Here is a 17,196-nt window from a genome sequence, read left to right on the forward strand (position 1 = left end):
GGCTACACGGCAATCTCATGAAATAATAACAAACTCCTGAGATTGCTTCGTCAATTACTTCGTAACTTCCTCGCAATGACGATTAAGCTTCATATCAATTAAAATACTTACGTTCTGTAATTACTTCAGCAGTTTCAGCATTATTATCTTCATTCCAAGCTCGTTTTTTACTAGAATCACGTCGCTGCTCAGGTTCTGAATTGTCCTTATTAGTATTATTAACATTAGTTTTTGGCTTTGTATTATTTGAAGATTTATCTTTATCGGCATTTTTAATAGTTAATTTTGCTTTGCCTTTATTATCAAAGCCTATTAGCTTAACTTTTACTATATCGCCTTGTTTTAAAACACTGCTAACCGTTTCTATTCTTTCTCCTGATACTTCACTAATATGAACAAAGCCGTCTTTATTACCTACATAATTAATAAAAGCACCGGAATCTAAGACTTTCACTACCGTACCGTTAAATATTTCACCGATTTCAGGTTCAACGACAATAGCTTTAATTTTATCTAAGGCAACTTTTAGCTTATCTCTATCTGAAGCATAAACAGACACCGTACCGTCATCGCTTATATCTATTTTAGCACCGCTAGTTTCACAAATTTCCTTTATTATTTTACCGCCCGGTCCTATAATATCTCTAATTTTATCCTTATCTATTTTTATAGTAGTAGTAGAAGGAGCATTTTTACTTAGTTCGTTATTTGGTTTACTGATAACTTTATTCATTTGCTCCAGTATATGCAAACGACCGAGTCGTGCTTGCTCTAAAGCTACTTTCATTATTTTAAAATCTACTCCGGATATTTTGATATCCATTTGTAATGCAGTAATCCCTTCGCTAGTTCCTGCAACCTTAAAGTCCATATCACCGAAATAATCTTCATCGCCGAGAATATCCGATAATACGGCAAAATTTTTACCTTCCTTAACAAGTCCCATAGCAATACCCGCAACCGGTGCTTTTATCGGTACGCCAGCATACATTAAAGCAAGAGAACTACCGCAAACAGTTGCCATTGAAGAAGAACCGTTAGATTCCGTAGTTTCGGCAACTACTCTAATAGAATAAGGAAATTGTACTTTATTAGGTAATATTGGATTAATAGCACGCCATGCGAGTTTACCGTGTCCGACTTCACGACGACTAGGTGCTTTCATTGGCATTGCTTCATTTACAGAGTAGGGCGGAAAGATATAATTGAGCATAAAACGCTCTTTATACTCACCCTCTAAACTGTCAACTATCTGCTCATCTAAACTAGTACCGAATGTAGTACTAACTAAGCTTTGCGTTTCACCTCTAGTAAATAAAGCTGAACCATGTGCGGAAGGTAGTAAACCTATTTCACAAGCAATTTGTCTTATATCCGTGGTACTTCTTCCATCGATACGTCTATTTTTTTCTAAAATCTCGTTACGTAATATATCTGATTCAATAGCTTTTAAAGCTGATTCGATTTGATAATTACTATATTTTTTATTTTCTATGTCGCTTACAAAATGTGTAAGAACTTTTTCAGGTATTAAATCTAAATTAGTGCTACGTTCTTGTTTAGATTTAATTGCAAAAGCTTGTTCAATTTCTTTTACAAATAACTTCTCAATTTCTTTCTTTAATGAAGCAGGATATAAAGCTTGCATTTCAAGTTTTGGTTTTTTAGCTTCTTCTGCTAGTTCTTTAATTATCTTTATTACCGGCTGAAAGCTTTCAAATCCAAATTTTACGGCTTCTAACATTTGTTCTTCAGAAAGTAAATGAGCTTCCGATTCAACCATCATTACTGAATCTGATGTTCCTGCAACTACTAAATCAAGCTGACTTGTTTTTAATAATGCAAGTGTCGGATTTAAAACAAATTCACCATTGATTAAACCTACTTTACTTGCCGCAACTATTTCTAGATAAGGAGCAGGGGATAGGCTAAGTGCAGCCGATGCACCGATAATTGCAAGTATATCTACCGGAGTTTCAGGATCATATGAAAGAACACTGCAAGTTACATGCGTTTCATTCACAAAAGCCGGATGAAATAATGGTCTAATCGGTCTATCTATTAAACGAGATACTAAAACTTCTCTATCTGATGCTTTTCCCTCATGTTTAAAAAATCCCCCTGGTATCTTACCGGCAGCATATGCCATTTCTCTATAATTAATTGTTAAAGGAAGAAAACCTATGCCCTCTTTTGCTTTGTTAGCTACTACTGCCGTACATAATAAAACGGAATTACCCATTTTTACTGTAACTGCCCCGTCAGCTTGCCTTGCTATTTTACCTGTACTAAGCTCAAGAACTTGGCCGTTCCATGTAACACTCTTAGTTATTTCGTTAAACATCTATTTATCTCATTTCATAATTTATATTTTATTGTATTCTACCACGTCATTGCGAGGAAAATTACGAAGTAATTCGACGAAGCAATCTCAGGATATTTGACGAGATTGCCACGCATCCTACGGCTGCTCGCAATGACGATTATCCAACTACTTAATCTTTCTAATTCCTAGCTTACTTATTAAATCTAAATATTTGCTAACATTATTCTTTTTAATATAGTTAAGTAATCTGCGGCGGCGCCCAACTAAAATTAATAATCCGCGTCTTGAAGTATGATCTTTATGGTTAGATTTAAAATGCTCGGTTAAATTATTGATTCTTTCAGTTAAGATAGCACATTGCACTGCACTTGAACCGGTATCATTTTCCGTTATAGCATATTCTTTAATTAATTGTTGTTTACGTTCTGTAGTAATCGACATCGATAATTTCTCCTTAAATATATAGACTTCCAGTTTTAAAAGAAGTCTTGTGTTAAATTAAATACTCGTAAAGAATTAAAGCAACTCTTGTTTAAGCTACCTATTGCAAGCAAAGTGCCTTTATAGCGAACCCACAAAAGATCAACAGACATCTTGCCAAACTCTACTTCTAGAGGTAATTTGTACGTCAATCCGGTACTCGCATCCTCACGTACTAAAGTGTACGCTGTGGTGTTGCGTTCCGTGTTTCCTTTAAATTCCTCTCTATAAGCAAATTTGGCAAGATGTCTAAAGTCTTTTTCATAATTAAATAAACATTTCTGTCCATATTTAATTTGCTGTGCTTGGCTGTCAGTTGCATCAAGAACCAGGATGTCGTCCAGTATTGCTTCTATCTTTATACTGTTTTCCTCTAGGGCATTTTTGGTAATTTCGTCAGGCGATTTAATTCGGATAGCATTTTCTTCTTTAAATATTCCAACCTGAGTACGGCGTAATTCTATCACAAATCCTAAACTTTGCAAGGACAATGCCAAATCTTCTGCTAAAGTCCTTATATAAGTACCTTTTGAGCATTCCGTATAGTATGTAGCGGTAGCATTTTTCTCATCAAAATTTAAACATTTTAGATCATAAATAGTTATATTGCGTGGCTTTAATTCTACTTTTTTTCCCTCTCTAGCCAATTTATAAGCTCTTACACCGTTAACTTTAAGAGCTGAAAAAGCCGGCGGTATTTGTGTTACGTTACCGATAAATTTAGAACATACGGCATAAGCTTCTTCTTGAGAAGGGATACAATCTTTCGTTGCTATTACTTTACCGGCACAATCGCCGCTATTGGTTTGCATTCCGAATTTTACGGTAAAAATATAGGTTTTTCTAGCATCAACTAGCAGATGTATCAGTTTTGTAGCTTCACCTACAGCAAACGGTAATATTCCTTCCGCTTCTACGTCTAAAGTACCGGCATGTCCTATCTTGGTTTTACCGAGTATTTTTTTTACTATGCTAACAAGTTGAGCAGAACTTATACCTCTTGGTTTATAAATATTTAACCAATAATTACTCATTTTAATGTGATTTTAACTTGACTTAAATTTAGACAATCTTTAATATATAACTCTAGCCAATAGCAAGATAGGTTAGACCAAATCATGACGATTAACCCCAGTAATGTAGAAAATTCTTCTTCTAAAATCAATAGCTATTTTTCTAAACTTACCGATTATATCTGGCCTATAAAACGCCATGAAGTTTCTAAATTTTTATTCATCACTTTATTAATGTTCTGTATTTTATTTATCCAAAATCTAATCAGAGCTTTAAAAGATAGTATTGTTACTACTATGATCGGTGCCGAGATTATCTCGTTTTTGAAGTTTTGGGGAGTGATGCCGTCAGCTTTTTTAATGACTGCTATATATGTAAAGCTTGTTAATAAGATGAAAGCAGAAAATATATTTTATCTTATTATATCAATATTTTTAACATTCTTTGCTCTTTTTGCTTACGTTATTTTTCCAAATCATGAAATGCTGCATTTCAGTCCTGTAACCGTTCAAAATTTAATGGCAAGTTTACCTAATTTAAAATGGTTTATATGGCTTTTATCAAAATGGAGTTTTTCGTTATTTTATATAATAGCCGAATTATGGCCAAACGTAGTTTTCGCATTACTTTTTTGGCAGTTTGTTAATAATATTACTACAGTAGAAGAATCTAAAAGATTTTATCCGTTATTCGGTTTACTTAGTCAAACAGGTATTTATTTAGCAGGGCAGTTTTTAGAAAATCTAAGTAATATTAATGATTACGTCACTAATAAATTTGCATTGCAATCGTCTTTTCATACACTTTCTATACAAATTATACTAACTATAGTATTAATTTTAGGAATAATAGCTATTAAAACTTTTTGGTTGCTTAATCATAAAGTACTAGACAAAGAGCATATGGCGTTACTCAGGTTTAAAGCAAAGAAAAAATCTATGACTATTGCCGAAAGTTTTCAGATGCTTCTATCGTCAAGACATATTAGATTAATTGCAACTTTGCTTATCTGCTATGGCATTGCCATTAATTTAGTAGAAGGTCCTTGGAAAGCAGCAGCTACTAAAATTTATAAAACTCCAACCGAATATGCAGCTTTTATAGGAAGTTATTTGAGCTATACCGGAGTATTTACTATTTTATTTGTCGTACTTGGTTCAAATATAGTTAGAAGACTTGGCTGGTTTACGGCGGCTGTTATCACCCCTTTAATAGTTTTTATTACCGGTATATTATTTTTTGCCGTTAATAATTTTGAAAGATTTGCCGGCTTAATAATAGCAAATTTTATTCTAACCGATCCTGCTTTAATTGCTATAACAATAGGTGCTATTCAAAATGTGCTTAGTAAATCAAGCAAATATACCTTATTTGATTCAACAAAAGAAATGGCCTATGTTCCTTTAGATCCGGAAATAAAAATAAAAGGCAAAGCTGCTGCCGACGTGATAGGTACAAAACTCGGTAAATCTGGTAGTGCATTTTTACAATCATTGGTATTTATAATATTACCTTCCGCTAGTTATCAATCTATTTCCACCTGTTTAATGATTATATTTATAATTACTTGCTTAACCTGGCTTTGGGCAACTAAAGCACTCAATAAAGAATATAAAAATTCTATTAAATTTTCTCAATAATATTAGTTTTTTCTTGATATTACTAAAATCTCTATATACTATCTTTGACAGTATAACTCAAACTGTGAAAAAAGGATATGTTATGTCATTCCCGCGTAGGCGGGAATCCAGAAAAAAGCGAAATAAATCGAGCTTTTAATTGAAAAATCTAGTGTGCTTAGACTTTTTAGTGACTGGATACCCGCCTACGCGGGAATGACATAAGAGGGTAAAGATCAATGTAACAACATCGGCTTGACTACGCATCACTTACAGTTTATGCTAATTAATTTTTGGTTAAATGAGAGGTTTTATGAGTAAAGACGGTAACCTAGATACAAGTGAATTTGATCCTTTAGCAAATAAGGAATATACAGAAGAACAAAAGCAAACATTAGAACAAGAACAAAAAGAATTTTTATCTCAAACTACAACCCCAGCACTAGAAGCTGACGATGGTTTTATCGTTACTTCTGCATCTTTTGCTCAATCTACCCCTTCAATGAGTGCTTTATCAGGCAATATCTCTCCTGACAGTCAGACATCAGACCCAATAACCAAGGCTGTAAGAGAAACAATTATACAACCGCAAAAAGATAATTTAATAGAACAAATATTAAAAGACCTGGCAGCCCTTACAGACCGTGATTTAGCTGAACAAAAAAGAAAAGAAATAGAAGAGGAAAAAGAAAAAGATAAAACATTAAGTACTTTTTTCGGTAATCCGGCTAATAGAGAATTTATTGATAAGGCTTTAGAAAATCCTGAGCTTAAAAAGAAATTAGAATCAATAGAAATAGCCGGCTATAAAAATGTGCATAATACATTTAGCGCCGCTAGTGGATACCCTGGTGGATTTAAACCGGTACAGTGGGAAAATCACGTAAGTGCAAACGATCTTAGAGCAACAGTAGTTAAAAATGATGCAGGTGATGAACTCTGTACCTTAAATGAAACAACTGTTAAAACTAAGCCTTTTACTTTAGCTAAACAAGACGGTACTCAGGTTCAGATCAGCTCATATAGGGAAATAGATTTTCCTATAAAACTTGATAAAGCCGATGGGTCAATGCATTTATCGATGGTAGCATTAAAAGCTGATGGCACAAAGCCCTCCAAAGATAAAGCCGTATATTTCACTGCCCACTACGAAGAAGGACCAAACGGTAAACCTCAACTTAAAGAAATAAGCTCACCAAAACCTTTAAAATTTGCCGGAACCGGAGATGACGCAATAGCTTATATAGAGCATGGTGGAGAAATTTATACACTTGCGGTAACACGCGGTAAATATAAAGAAATGATGAAGGAGGTAGAACTAAACCAAGGACAGAGCGTTGATTTATCGCAAGCTGAAGATATTATAATAGGACAAGGACAAAGTAAGGAACAACCGCTAATAACTCCACAGCAAACAACAAGTTCATCGGTTGAACCACCTCAGTATAAACAACAAGTACCGCCAATTACTCCTACTAACCAACCACTGCAACCTGAGACTTCACAAATGCCACAGTCGCAACAAGTGAATCCAAATCTTCTTAATACAGCTACGGCTTTATCAGGCAGCATGCAAGATTTATTAAATTATGTAAATGCAGGTTTAACAAAAGCAATTGATAGCAATAAACAAATTGATTTAATTAAAGAAGCAGCCACGGCAATTCTTAATAATGAGAAAAGTGATATTGCTGAAAAGCAAGCTAATATCATTGCTTTAGCTGAAAATACGGTCAATAATAAAAACCTCAAACCGGATGCAAAAGTAACTGGAGTCAATGCAGTATTAGAAACCATAAAAAATGATCAGAATACCCCAAACCTAGAAAAATCAAAAATGCTTGAAGCTACAGTAGCTATCGTTTTAAATTCAGAGAATCTTGAGCCGAAGCAAAAACAGCAGATGTTAGAAAAGGCAGTAGATGTCGGTTTAAGTCTTAAAGATGATGCAAGTAGAGCTGCAGCAATTGACGGTATTAAGGATGTTGTAATAAAAAGTAACCTTTCTCCTGAAGATAAAATGCTTATAGCAGTAGGTGATAAGGTTAATGTATCTGAATTAAGCAATGCGGAAAAACAAAAATTATTAGGTTCTGTATTAAAGAAAGGTGTAGAAGCCCAAGTTCTCAGTCCGGCACAACAACAATTGATGCAGCAGCATTTATATAAGATTATGGCAGAACAAACTAAAAAAGATACAATAAAAAAAGTAAATGATATTTTGTTTGATCCTCTAAGTAATACTGAATTAAAAACAACAAACATACAAGCCATTACGTCTAATGTTTTAGATGGTCCGGCTACAGCAGAAGTCAAAGGCGAAATAATTCAAGCAATTACTAACACAATTGCAGGAAGCTCGCTTGAAGCTCAAGACAAAGCAGCGATTATTAAAGGGGTAGGCGAGACTATAGCTACTCATAGTGATACCTCTTTATCCTTACCTAATAAAGCACTTATTATGGCATCAGCGGAAAAAGGTATTGCAGAAAGTCAGACCAATTTACCTGATAGAGAGCTAATGACTAAAGGGTTAGTAGACGGTATTTATGAAGGCAAAGGAGGTCCTGAAATAACTAAGGCAGTTTCTAGCGGGATCGATAATAGTAATATTAATGACTCTGAGAAAGAGGCACTTAAAAAAGCTAAAGATGCAGCGAGTGAGGCAGCTTTAGATAGAGACACTCAAAATTTAACTGAAGGGTTCAAAGGACAGAATATAGAAGAACACAAGCCTCACGATGATATATATAACAAAGCTCGAGAAGTAATTAACGCTGTTAATCCTGTTATAGAAGCATTAGAAAAATCTAAAGAACCGGTAGTGTCGGCAGAAGAAAGAATTGTACAAGAAACTTCTAGTATATTAAATAATATCTCTAAGCTTGCAGTTGAGAAAGTCAATAATTTTCGTGCTATGCTTTCTCCAAATGGTAACCTTAAAACTCTTGAAGAAAAAAAAGAGGAAGCAATAAAAAAAGTAGATGAGCTGGTAAAGGCATTTGGTACTAAATCTTCTACTGAAGAACAGCAAAGTTTCATTAAAACTAATTTAATTGATGATAAAACTTTATCTAAAGAGGTACGTTTACAAACTATAGATAAGTTATTACAAGAACAAAAACGATCAGAAGCAATTGAAAACCCTAGTGTTAAAACGGAAGATGTAAGGGTAGTATCAGGAAAGTCTAAATTAAAACCTATAAGTAAAGATAATCCAGATATTGAAAAAGCTAAAATGGTAGTAGGAAGAGATAGAGTTAATATCAAAGGGAATATAAAAATTATGGGAGCATTAATGAATGCAAGAGATATCATTCAGTCGGAAAATTTAAATAAATCAACACCTATTAAAAGAGAGTCTTCCCCTCCACAACGCTGATCAAGATTTGTATTCTGTATATTATCAAGGCAAGCAATGTTATTCCCGCTTCTGCGGGGATGACATAAATTATATCACAACGTAATCAGGATGGCAGCTTGCCGTTATGCATTAGTTTTTAGTTTTTCTTTCCAGCTAAACATTTTACTAAATTATTAACGGCTTGTTGTTCTTCCGTGCTATTAATTTTCATAAAATTTCTTGAAACTTCAATGCACATACGTTGATGTTGAGTATGTACGGGCTGCGGTTTATTAGCTTCTTCTAAACCTTCAAAGAAATAATCAATATTCCTATCTAAAGCTTCTGCGATTAGTACTAGCCTTCCTACAGAAATTCTATTAATTGCTTTTTCGTATTTTTGTAATTGTTGATGCGTAACATCAATTACTTCAGCCAGTTGTTGACGAGACAACCCCTTAGCGAGTCTTAAAGAATAAATTTTCTTGCCGATAAAACTATCGATTTTTTGTATAATATCGTTTTTTCTACCCATTATCCTCTCCTTGGCTACTAATTACATCTATATTTAAAAATTTTCTTTGAACAAAAATGATATTAGCCTATATTATTATAAAACATGTGGTTATTAATAATTTAATACCGTTAAACTTATCCAAGTGTAAGTAGAAATAATACCATAAATTAATATTATAAGCAACTATAAAATAACATTTTTTAAGTTTTTTGTAATCATTTGGTAAATAATTATTAAAGAACAAAATTATTTCTTATCAAATAAAAATATCATAAGAACTTTAAAATTATTTGTAAAATATGAATACCTTATGTTTTAAAAACTTATTTACTGAAGCATAAATTAACAATTTATAAAAAATAAAATTTTTGGTGCATTATAGAAAAATATAAAATTAATGCAAGGAAAAAATTTCATTTCTATATTAATATTTCAAATCAAGGATAAAGTATAGTTTCATTTTAATTATAAATTAATTATTTACAGCGAACTTATTTAAGATTAAATATAAAATTAATAATAACAACTTAGCTTTTATAATGAGAAAAATTTTTAATTGTCTTTACGTAGCCTTATTTAGAACAATAGAAGATGATGGCGTTGAACATTCGGGATATATGTCATTCATGATACTTTTATCTATTTTCCCTTTCCTAGTATTCTTATTAGCTTTAACAAGCTTTTTAGGAGCTTCAGAACTTGGTCAAAATTTTATACAAATTTTTCTAGAGAGTCTTCCGGAACAAGCAACGGAATCAATAGAAAAAAGAATACGCGAATTACTAAGTGCTCCTCCTCAAAGTTTAATGAATCTTGCCATAGTAGGCAGTATTTGGACTGCTTCTTCTTTTGTAGAATGTTTAAGGACTATTTTAAATCGTGTATATCAAATAAAATCTCCACCCCCTTATATAAGAAGAAGATTACTTAGTATTATACAGTTTCTTATAATTAGTGCCTTGATTACCTTTACTATGTTTCTTTTAGTGGTGATTCCAATATTATTTACAAAAATTCCGATAATATTAGAGACCATTGAAAAATATAAGATCATTTTAAATTTTATAAGATATTTTTTAATTTTAATTTTATTATTTTTAGGTGCCTCATCTTTGTATTATATATTACCTAATGTAAAACTAAATTTTATTGATGTATTTCCAGGAGCTTTATTAACTGTGATATTATGGATAATAAGCGGCTATTTGCTTTCAACTTATATAGTCTACTATAATCAGTTAAATCTAATGTATGGTTCACTTGGTAGTATAATAGTTACATTAATATTCTTCTATATTATAAATATGATATTTATCTATGGTGCGGAATTTAATTATCTAATGAAAAATTATGAAAATATAGAGTGAAGTGCAGCTTAAAGCACTTCATCAGAAAAATAAAATACTTAATTGAAACAATTTCGGCAATTTTATATTTAATATTTTATATCAATCTTTATTTTAGTTGTAAAAAACAATTATTGTTTAGTTTTTAGGTTTTGTGAACAAAATACAAATTATTTAAAAAAATCCGGTTTAAATAACATAAAGCTCGCCTGAGATGATGTCGGTAATGGAGTTAAATTATATTGTGGATCGAAAGCATTCCCGTAAATTTTTTCTATTGTTTGGAGCGAACTTGGAGATTTTAAAGCCAACAATATTGACTTTAAAATAGTAAAAATTGCTATATATGGATCGGTTTCGGGGGAAGATAAGCGATGTTCTAAACGTTTGGGAAAAGCATTTGGAGTTCGTACGGCTACGCTTCTATTATTTCCACCGTACGATATATGCGTAGGAGCCATGAATTTTTTATTTATCCGTGCATAATCTAGAGTAGTAGGCATAAAAGCGAGTAGGGTGTCTAACATATAGTGACATAGCCCTTGTGCTGCTAAAATTATATAATAATCATTGAACTCGGAATTAAAATTAATATGAAAATGCATACTATTACCATAATCATCCAAAAACGGCTTAGGCGAAAAATCTATATAACCGTTTAACTGCTGTGCCATTTTTTTTAAAATAGTTTTAACCTCTAATATATTTTTTATATATTGTATTAAGTTTACAGAAGGGGGAAGATCTATTTCAAATTGGTTATTGCCTTTTTCTTTTTTTATTTTAGCAATTTTAAATCTAGCTAAGTATTTTCTTGAAAGTATTTCAAATTTAGCTATATCAATATTGTGACTTAAATAAAACTCTATTTCTACGCCAATAATAGGGATTAGGTTATAGTCTTGATGAAATTGTGCTATTATTTTTTCTAGCTGTTTATTTTTTTGTAAACGACCGGATAAAGTATTAATAAAACTATTATAATTAATATGGGATATTTTCATGGAAGGATTAATAAACGGATCAGTTTATTATAAAATTTTTGATAAAACATTCAATAATTCTAGTCATAGATATATAAAAAAAAATAACTCTATAAATGAAACAGAAATAGTTGAAAACAAAAAATCTATTACTACTTATTTTAAAGCACAAGATATTTTAATTTTAAACCAAGTACATGGCAATCAAATTGTTAATGCTGATGAGTCCATAATTGCCGTACCTGAAGCAGATGGCAGCATTACAACTAAGAAAAATTTAATATTAGCGGTACAATCAGCAGATTGTGTACCGGTATTACTTGCAAGCGGCGACGGTAAAATAATCGGAGCGGCACATGCAGGTTGGAAAGGAAGTATAAATAATATTATTAGCAATATAGTTACTAAAATAACAGAAAAAGGAGCAAAGAATTTAATAGCAGTGATAGGTCCTGCTATAGCTCAAAGTTCATATGAAGTTGATGATGAATATTATAAAGCTTTCTTAAGTAAGGATATTAACAATAAACAGTTTTTTATACACTCTATAAAAGAAAATCATTATATGTTTGATTTACCGGCTTTTGTAGAGTTAAAACTTAAAGAAGCAGGCGTCAAAGATATAAAAAATATTGCTGAAGATACTTACACAAATCCGTTAAAATATCCAAGTAAAAGACGCTCATATCATTTGCAAGAACCTTATAATCAGAATATATTATCAGCTATCGTAATGAAATAATGGCATTGCTAAATAAATATTGATGGTTTGAAAAAGCTACACCATTGCAAGGAGGCGTTGTTGCATGGACACTGAGTCATCATTGTGAGCAGCCGTAGGCTGCGTGGCAATCCAGAAAATAATTAAAAAATTCTGTAAATTAGAATTTTTTACTGGATTGCTTCATCAATTACTTTGTAATTTCCTTGTAATGACGGGAAAACCGGTCTACGCAACAATGCTCGCTCGCAATAACGATATCTATCTTTATTTAGCAATGCAAAAATAACTCTTCATTTATCGGAGTATATTAATGAATCAAGATAAACCTTACTATCAAATAGTTTATGCACCAAACGATATTTTTAAAAAACAAGCAGAATATATAGACATTGTTGATGATAATATTCGTACTATTGTCGATAAAATGCTTCAGAATTTACATATAGAAAGGGCAGTGGGCTTGGGTGCTAATATGGTAGGAATATTAAAGCGTATAGCGGTAGTTGACCTACATGAAAATAATAAATCATCGCCTATAGTTTTTATTAATCCGAACATAACTTATTTTTCAGAAGAAAAACAAACTTTTATTGAGGGTTCTTTATCGTTTCCAGGCATTGAAGCATCTATTACACGATCAAAAGCAATCAAGGTAAAATATCTTGATTATAACGGTAATAAGCAAGAACTAGCAGCAGAAGGCTTTTTAGCAACTGTAATTCAGCATGAAATAGAGTATTTAAACGGCAAAACTTTCTTAGATTCTTTATCAAAACTTAAGCGTGATACACTACTTAAAAAGATGCTAAAGCATATAAAACTCCATCCTCCACATATTCACGGTAGCGGTTGTAGGCATTAGACATTTTCTCAAACTTCGCTTCTAGAGGTAATTTATACATCAAGCCTAGACTCGTATCCTCACGTACTAGTTTGTATGCTGCGGTGACAAGTGCTTTCGTGTCTCCTTTAAATTCCTCTCTATAAGTTTTTGGAAAGATGTCTATTAAAGTTTTTGACATTTAAATTTATGTTATAACTGACTAGTTAATTAACTAGTTCATTATATGAAAAACACAATTACAGCCTTTGATGCTAAAACCCATTTTTCTAAATTATTAGACCGAGTTAGTAAAGGTGAAGAAATTTTAATTACTAAAAGAGGAAAAGCTGCTGCAAAAATTGTTCCTATTGATTCTCATAATAATATTGAAATAGCAAAGATTGCAGCTCTTAGACTTCGAAAACTTGCAAAAGAAATTAATTTACAACCATCGGATTTAGAAGTATGGCTAAATTACAAAAATGAGGGTAAGAAGTAAAAAATGGTCTCTTTTGTTTTAGATTCTTCAATTGCTTTATCATGGCTTATGCCTGATGAAGTAGCAAGCTTGGATATACTAGATAAAACCATAACAGAAGGAGCAATTGTCCCTGCTATTTGGGGGCTTGAGATTGGAAATGTATTATTATGTGCAGAGCGTGCAAAACGTCTTACTGCAAATCAACGTCACCAAGCAATTTATACTTTAAAGGATCTTTACATCAAAATTGATCAAATAACATTGGAACATATATGGTTTGAGACAATGGATTTAGCCGTACAATATGGATTAACACTTTATGATGCCTAGGGGTTACCAATAGCAACACTTGATAAATCCTTAAAACAAGCAAGTAAAGCCGCTGGGGTCGTAGTATTGTGATCACATCTTCACAAGTCGTAGCCAAGCTGCCCAGTCACGTTTGCCTAAATCTTCTTCAAACGATAATAAGTCTTTTACCGTCTGCTTACATATTTCTACGGAAGGGATTATAAGCTCTTGTTCTTTTGTAGAATTTAGTAGGCATTGCGTTTTACAAGCTTGTTCTAAATGGTAAGTATAAAACATAGCTTCATGAATAGTTTTTCCGCAGGTAATAGCACCGTGATTACGAAGTAACATCACATAATTCTGTTTAAGGTCAGTAACAAGTCTACTACTCTGTTTGTCGGCATCTAGTACTAGAGAATTATAATTATGATATGATATTCTGTCGTAAAAATGTAATGCCCATTGACTGATCGGTAAAAGCCCGCATTTTAAAGCAGAAACGGCAATAGCTGCAGGAGTATGATAATGAAAAATAGCAGAAATATCAGGGCGTGTTTTATAAATACTACCATGAATAAAGTAACCGGTTTTATTATATTGATATTCTTCTCCTTCTAAAATTTGTCCGTCTAAACTAACTTTTAAAAGATTCTCTGTAGTTACTTCTTCAAATCTTAGTCCAAAAGGATAAATATAGTAAAAAACGGCATTTTTAGGTCTTGCGGATAGATGAGTATAAGTATGATCATCCAGCGATAAATACGCCATTATTCGGTAAGCGGCAGCTAAATTATATTTTATATCCATAATTGTTAAAATCTATATTGGTTTTATGTTATTCTCGCGTGATGTTGTTGCGTGAATCAGCTTTCCCATCTGAGCTACGGAAATTGCATAGCAATTGATGAAGCAATCTCAGAAATCTGTTATTATTTTATGAGATTGCCACGCAAGTACTACAACTGCTCGCAATGATGGGGTAATATCTACACAACAAGGCCACACAGGAATGACATAGGAGCTGTGCAACAAATCCTCAACGCTATTTAAAAGGAGCGTATACCGCTTCTTCCTTTGTTTCTATAATCGCTTCTTTAGAAGCTTTTATGCATTCTTGTAAGGATTTCTTACCTAAATACGGTACTAGATTATAATTTAATATATAACATTGTAAATTATCTTTCTTACCGCTAAAGTTAAATTCAATTTTATTGCCTTGCTCCAATAGCTTTTTAACTTCTGTTGTTTGCTGGATAAAATTCTTTTGTTCTAAGTTTAAGTGTTTGATTCTTAGTATATTTTTTACTACGGAAAACGTAGAAACAGCAAGAAGCAGAAGGAATATAAATAACTCTTTATTACTTTGCTTGTGTAAGAAAATACTATTTTTAACATACGAAGCTGCAATCATTCCGATAGCTATAACATAACATCCAAGATATCTAAGTAATGATGCCCCTCTAATTGCCTCTTCATAACTAAAGTTAAAGAAATATAAATATAACCGCCACAAAGCAAAAATTATAAAACACGCAAACGTACTTATCAGGAAAAATTTATATTCTTTCAGCAAATCCGGTTTATATTTACGAATTCCGTACCATGCAGCTATACAAATAGTATATACAACTAAACTTCCTTCTTTTAATAAGAATAACAAGAGAAATTTACCGTAATTTAGTAATAATGATCTATGCTGTTCATTAAAATTTTCAGCAATATATACTAAATTGCTAAAACTATGTTCGCATCTATCAAAAAAATCATGGGTGTTTTTAAAATAACTCATCCAAATAAAATTACACAAAATAGGTAAAGTAAGTAAAATCAGATACGTAATATAATCACTTGATTTTTTAGGCTTTTTATAAAAAATTGTATAATGAGCTATAAGAATTATCGAAGCAAAACTAGCAAGCCATGTTCCAATTTCTCGGAAAGAGGCAAGTAATATCGTAATAGGTAAAATAAGCAATAATGCTTTTTTCTTGTCTTCCGCAAGGATATAAATTGCAAAAATAGCTCCGAACATTAAGCCAATAGTACTATCGTTATATATTGAACGAATTCCGGTCGTATATAATACTACGTCGCAAAGTAAAAGTGAAAACAACATTCCGGTTTGCCACAATTTCTTATTTGCGGCTAAAGGAGCTAGAAATGCTAAATGTAATAAGAAATGAGCAAATAATACGTTACCGTCCGAATAACCTGAAAGTAGCAGCATAAAATAATGATAAACGGCAGCTCCTCTTGGATAATGGGCATGAGTAGTAATAATGGAAGTTAACGAAGACTGATTTTCAAAAACACCGAAATATAACAATTCTTTAGTAAATATTCCCCAATGTGAGAAATCATCATAAGAATGCAGCGATGCATCTCTGGTATAAAGAAAAAACAAAAGAATCAATAAAGTAAATACAATGATTTCAATTATATTTTTTCTAGATTCCTGCTTCCACAGAAATGACATGAAGGAGGTATTATTGCGTAGATCAAGAAATGCGTGCGGTGTCATACCGTGGCTTGACCACGGTATCCAAAAATATAACTTAAAAATACTAAACATTTTTAACTGGATCCCGCGATCAAGTCGCGGGATAGCAGGAGCGGAGCCACCCCCTACAACAACGCCTATAAAATGCAGGAATGATATGAAAGCTAAAAATATACCGATGAAATAATATATATATGTTGCAGCCGGTAATAGCTTTAACATAGCAAAACAATATAAAATCGGTACTAATATGCTGATTGTTATGGGAATAGCGAAAGTCAATTTTGTTTTGAAATATTTGGCAAAAAAAGATGAAAACCCAAAAATGCTTAATATTGGTATTATGATCATATTAATTTGTAAATAATTTTTTGGTCATTGCGTGAACCGGTAAAACCCACTGTGTCACCCCGTGGCTTAACCACGGGGTCCAAAAAACAATAAAAAATACTAATAATTTTAGTATTTTTAACTGGATCCCGTGGTCAAGCCACGGGATGACAGAGGTGAAATTGATTCACGCAACAAGGCCACGCGGAAATGATATAGAACGAAAATGTCCGGTACTATAGGTGAGTATACCATAAACTGAGCTGGCGGAGAGAGGGGGATTCGAACCCCCGACACGTTGCCGTGAACACGCTTTCCAGGCGTGCGCCTTAAACCACTCGGCCATCTCTCCCAAATTTTTAGCATCGCCTGTATGGCTTCCTATGTCATTCTCACAAGGTATTGATGTGTTGCATAGA

15 protein-coding genes, 1 tRNA gene and 1 pseudogene are annotated in these 17,196 nt (G+C 32.5%); 9 read left to right on the forward strand and 8 right to left on the reverse strand.

All coding sequences use genetic code 11. From position 1 onward, the window contains the following. Positions 1-94 precede the first annotated feature (94 nt). From pnp to truB, 3 genes are all read right to left on the reverse strand, one after another. Positions 95-2,344: a polyribonucleotide nucleotidyltransferase gene (gene pnp / locus RC_RS03335; protein ID WP_010977288.1), complete on the reverse strand. Its 2,250-nt coding sequence runs from the start codon at positions 2,342-2,344 to the stop codon at positions 95-97. 147 nt (positions 2,345-2,491) lie between these two features. Continuing rightward, positions 2,492-2,767, reverse strand: a complete 276-nt coding sequence (gene rpsO, locus RC_RS03340; RefSeq protein WP_004995678.1) for a 30S ribosomal protein S15 — start codon at positions 2,765-2,767, stop codon at positions 2,492-2,494. Positions 2,768-2,802: 35 nt separating this feature from the next. Further along, positions 2,803-3,840: a tRNA pseudouridine(55) synthase TruB gene (gene truB / locus RC_RS03345; RefSeq protein ID WP_010977289.1), complete on the reverse strand. Its 1,038-nt coding sequence runs from the start codon at positions 3,838-3,840 to the stop codon at positions 2,803-2,805. Positions 3,841-3,924: 84 nt separating this feature from the next. Here truB and tlc4 point away from each other — a divergent pair, with 84 nt between their 5' ends. Further along, positions 3,925-5,460 carry an NTP/NDP exchange transporter Tlc4 gene (gene tlc4, locus RC_RS03350; protein ID WP_010977290.1) on the forward strand — a complete coding sequence of 512 codons (1,536 nt, stop codon included), beginning with the start codon at positions 3,925-3,927 and terminating at the stop codon, positions 5,458-5,460. Positions 5,461-5,752: 292 nt separating this feature from the next. Continuing rightward, the gene (locus RC_RS03355) at positions 5,753-8,821 is read left to right on the forward strand and encodes a Sca4 family spreading effector (RefSeq protein ID WP_081420739.1); all 3,069 of its coding nucleotides are present in this window, start codon (positions 5,753-5,755) and stop codon (positions 8,819-8,821) included. 118 nt (positions 8,822-8,939) lie between these two features. On the opposite strand, the gene RC_RS03360 is transcribed toward RC_RS03355, so the two are convergent. Continuing rightward, positions 8,940-9,317 carry a helix-turn-helix domain-containing protein gene (locus RC_RS03360; protein WP_010977292.1) on the reverse strand — a complete coding sequence of 126 codons (378 nt, stop codon included), beginning with the start codon at positions 9,315-9,317 and terminating at the stop codon, positions 8,940-8,942. Positions 9,318-9,838: 521 nt separating this feature from the next. Here RC_RS03360 and RC_RS03365 point away from each other — a divergent pair. Beyond that, complete coding sequence (locus tag RC_RS03365; protein WP_010977294.1) at positions 9,839-10,666, forward strand: YihY/virulence factor BrkB family protein; 828 nt, start codon at positions 9,839-9,841, stop codon at positions 10,664-10,666. Positions 10,667-10,815: 149 nt separating this feature from the next. Here the strand turns inward: RC_RS03365 and RC_RS03370 are convergent, their stop codons facing one another. After that, positions 10,816-11,649 carry a glutamine synthetase family protein gene (locus tag RC_RS03370; RefSeq protein WP_010977295.1) on the reverse strand — a complete coding sequence of 278 codons (834 nt, stop codon included), beginning with the start codon at positions 11,647-11,649 and terminating at the stop codon, positions 10,816-10,818. On the opposite strand from RC_RS03370, the gene pgeF reads away from it, so the two are divergent. The 5 genes and pseudogenes from pgeF to RC_RS03390 all read left to right on the forward strand — a co-directional run bounded on the left by pgeF (position 11,648) and on the right by RC_RS03390 (position 13,986). Continuing rightward, positions 11,648-12,370, forward strand: a complete 723-nt coding sequence (pgeF, locus tag RC_RS03375; RefSeq protein WP_010977296.1) for a peptidoglycan editing factor PgeF — start codon at positions 11,648-11,650, stop codon at positions 12,368-12,370. The genes RC_RS03370 and pgeF overlap by 2 nt on opposite strands. A gap of 101 nt (positions 12,371-12,471) precedes the next feature. Continuing rightward, positions 12,472-12,554: pseudogene (locus tag RC_RS11015) on the forward strand (lytic transglycosylase domain-containing protein); the annotation flags it as partial. Between the two features lie 108 nt (positions 12,555-12,662). Further along, a complete protein-coding gene (gene def / locus RC_RS03380) occupies positions 12,663-13,214 on the forward strand; it encodes a peptide deformylase (RefSeq protein WP_010977298.1) in 552 nt (183 codons plus the stop codon). A 205-nt stretch (positions 13,215-13,419) separates the two neighbouring features. Further along, the gene (locus tag RC_RS03385; protein WP_004995655.1) at positions 13,420-13,674 is read left to right on the forward strand and encodes a type II toxin-antitoxin system Phd/YefM family antitoxin; all 255 of its coding nucleotides are present in this window, start codon (positions 13,420-13,422) and stop codon (positions 13,672-13,674) included. 3 nt (positions 13,675-13,677) lie between these two features. Then, on the forward strand, positions 13,678-13,986 hold the full coding sequence (locus RC_RS03390) for a type II toxin-antitoxin system VapC family toxin (RefSeq protein WP_010977300.1): 309 nt from the start codon (positions 13,678-13,680) through the stop codon (positions 13,984-13,986). Between the two features lie 72 nt (positions 13,987-14,058). On the opposite strand, the gene RC_RS03395 is transcribed toward RC_RS03390, so the two are convergent. Both RC_RS03395 and RC_RS03400 read right to left on the reverse strand, forming a co-directional pair. After that, complete coding sequence (locus tag RC_RS03395; RefSeq protein WP_010977301.1) at positions 14,059-14,754, reverse strand: class II aldolase/adducin family protein; 696 nt, start codon at positions 14,752-14,754, stop codon at positions 14,059-14,061. Between the two features lie 235 nt (positions 14,755-14,989). Further along, positions 14,990-16,669, reverse strand: coding sequence for a hypothetical protein (locus RC_RS03400; protein WP_324602837.1), 1,680 nt, complete (start codon positions 16,667-16,669; stop codon positions 14,990-14,992). Between the two features lie 28 nt (positions 16,670-16,697). On the opposite strand from RC_RS03400, the gene RC_RS11020 reads away from it, so the two are divergent. Further along, positions 16,698-16,814 carry a hypothetical protein gene (locus tag RC_RS11020; protein WP_014273508.1) on the forward strand — a complete coding sequence of 39 codons (117 nt, stop codon included), beginning with the start codon at positions 16,698-16,700 and terminating at the stop codon, positions 16,812-16,814. Between the two features lie 227 nt (positions 16,815-17,041). On the opposite strand, the gene RC_RS03405 is transcribed toward RC_RS11020, so the two are convergent. Next, a tRNA-Ser gene (locus tag RC_RS03405) sits at positions 17,042-17,129 on the reverse strand. Between the last annotated feature and the right edge of the window lie 67 nt (positions 17,130-17,196).

The organism is Rickettsia conorii str. Malish 7 (assembly GCF_000007025.1).
Taxonomy (GTDB): Bacteria; Pseudomonadota; Alphaproteobacteria; order Rickettsiales; family Rickettsiaceae; genus Rickettsia; species Rickettsia rickettsii.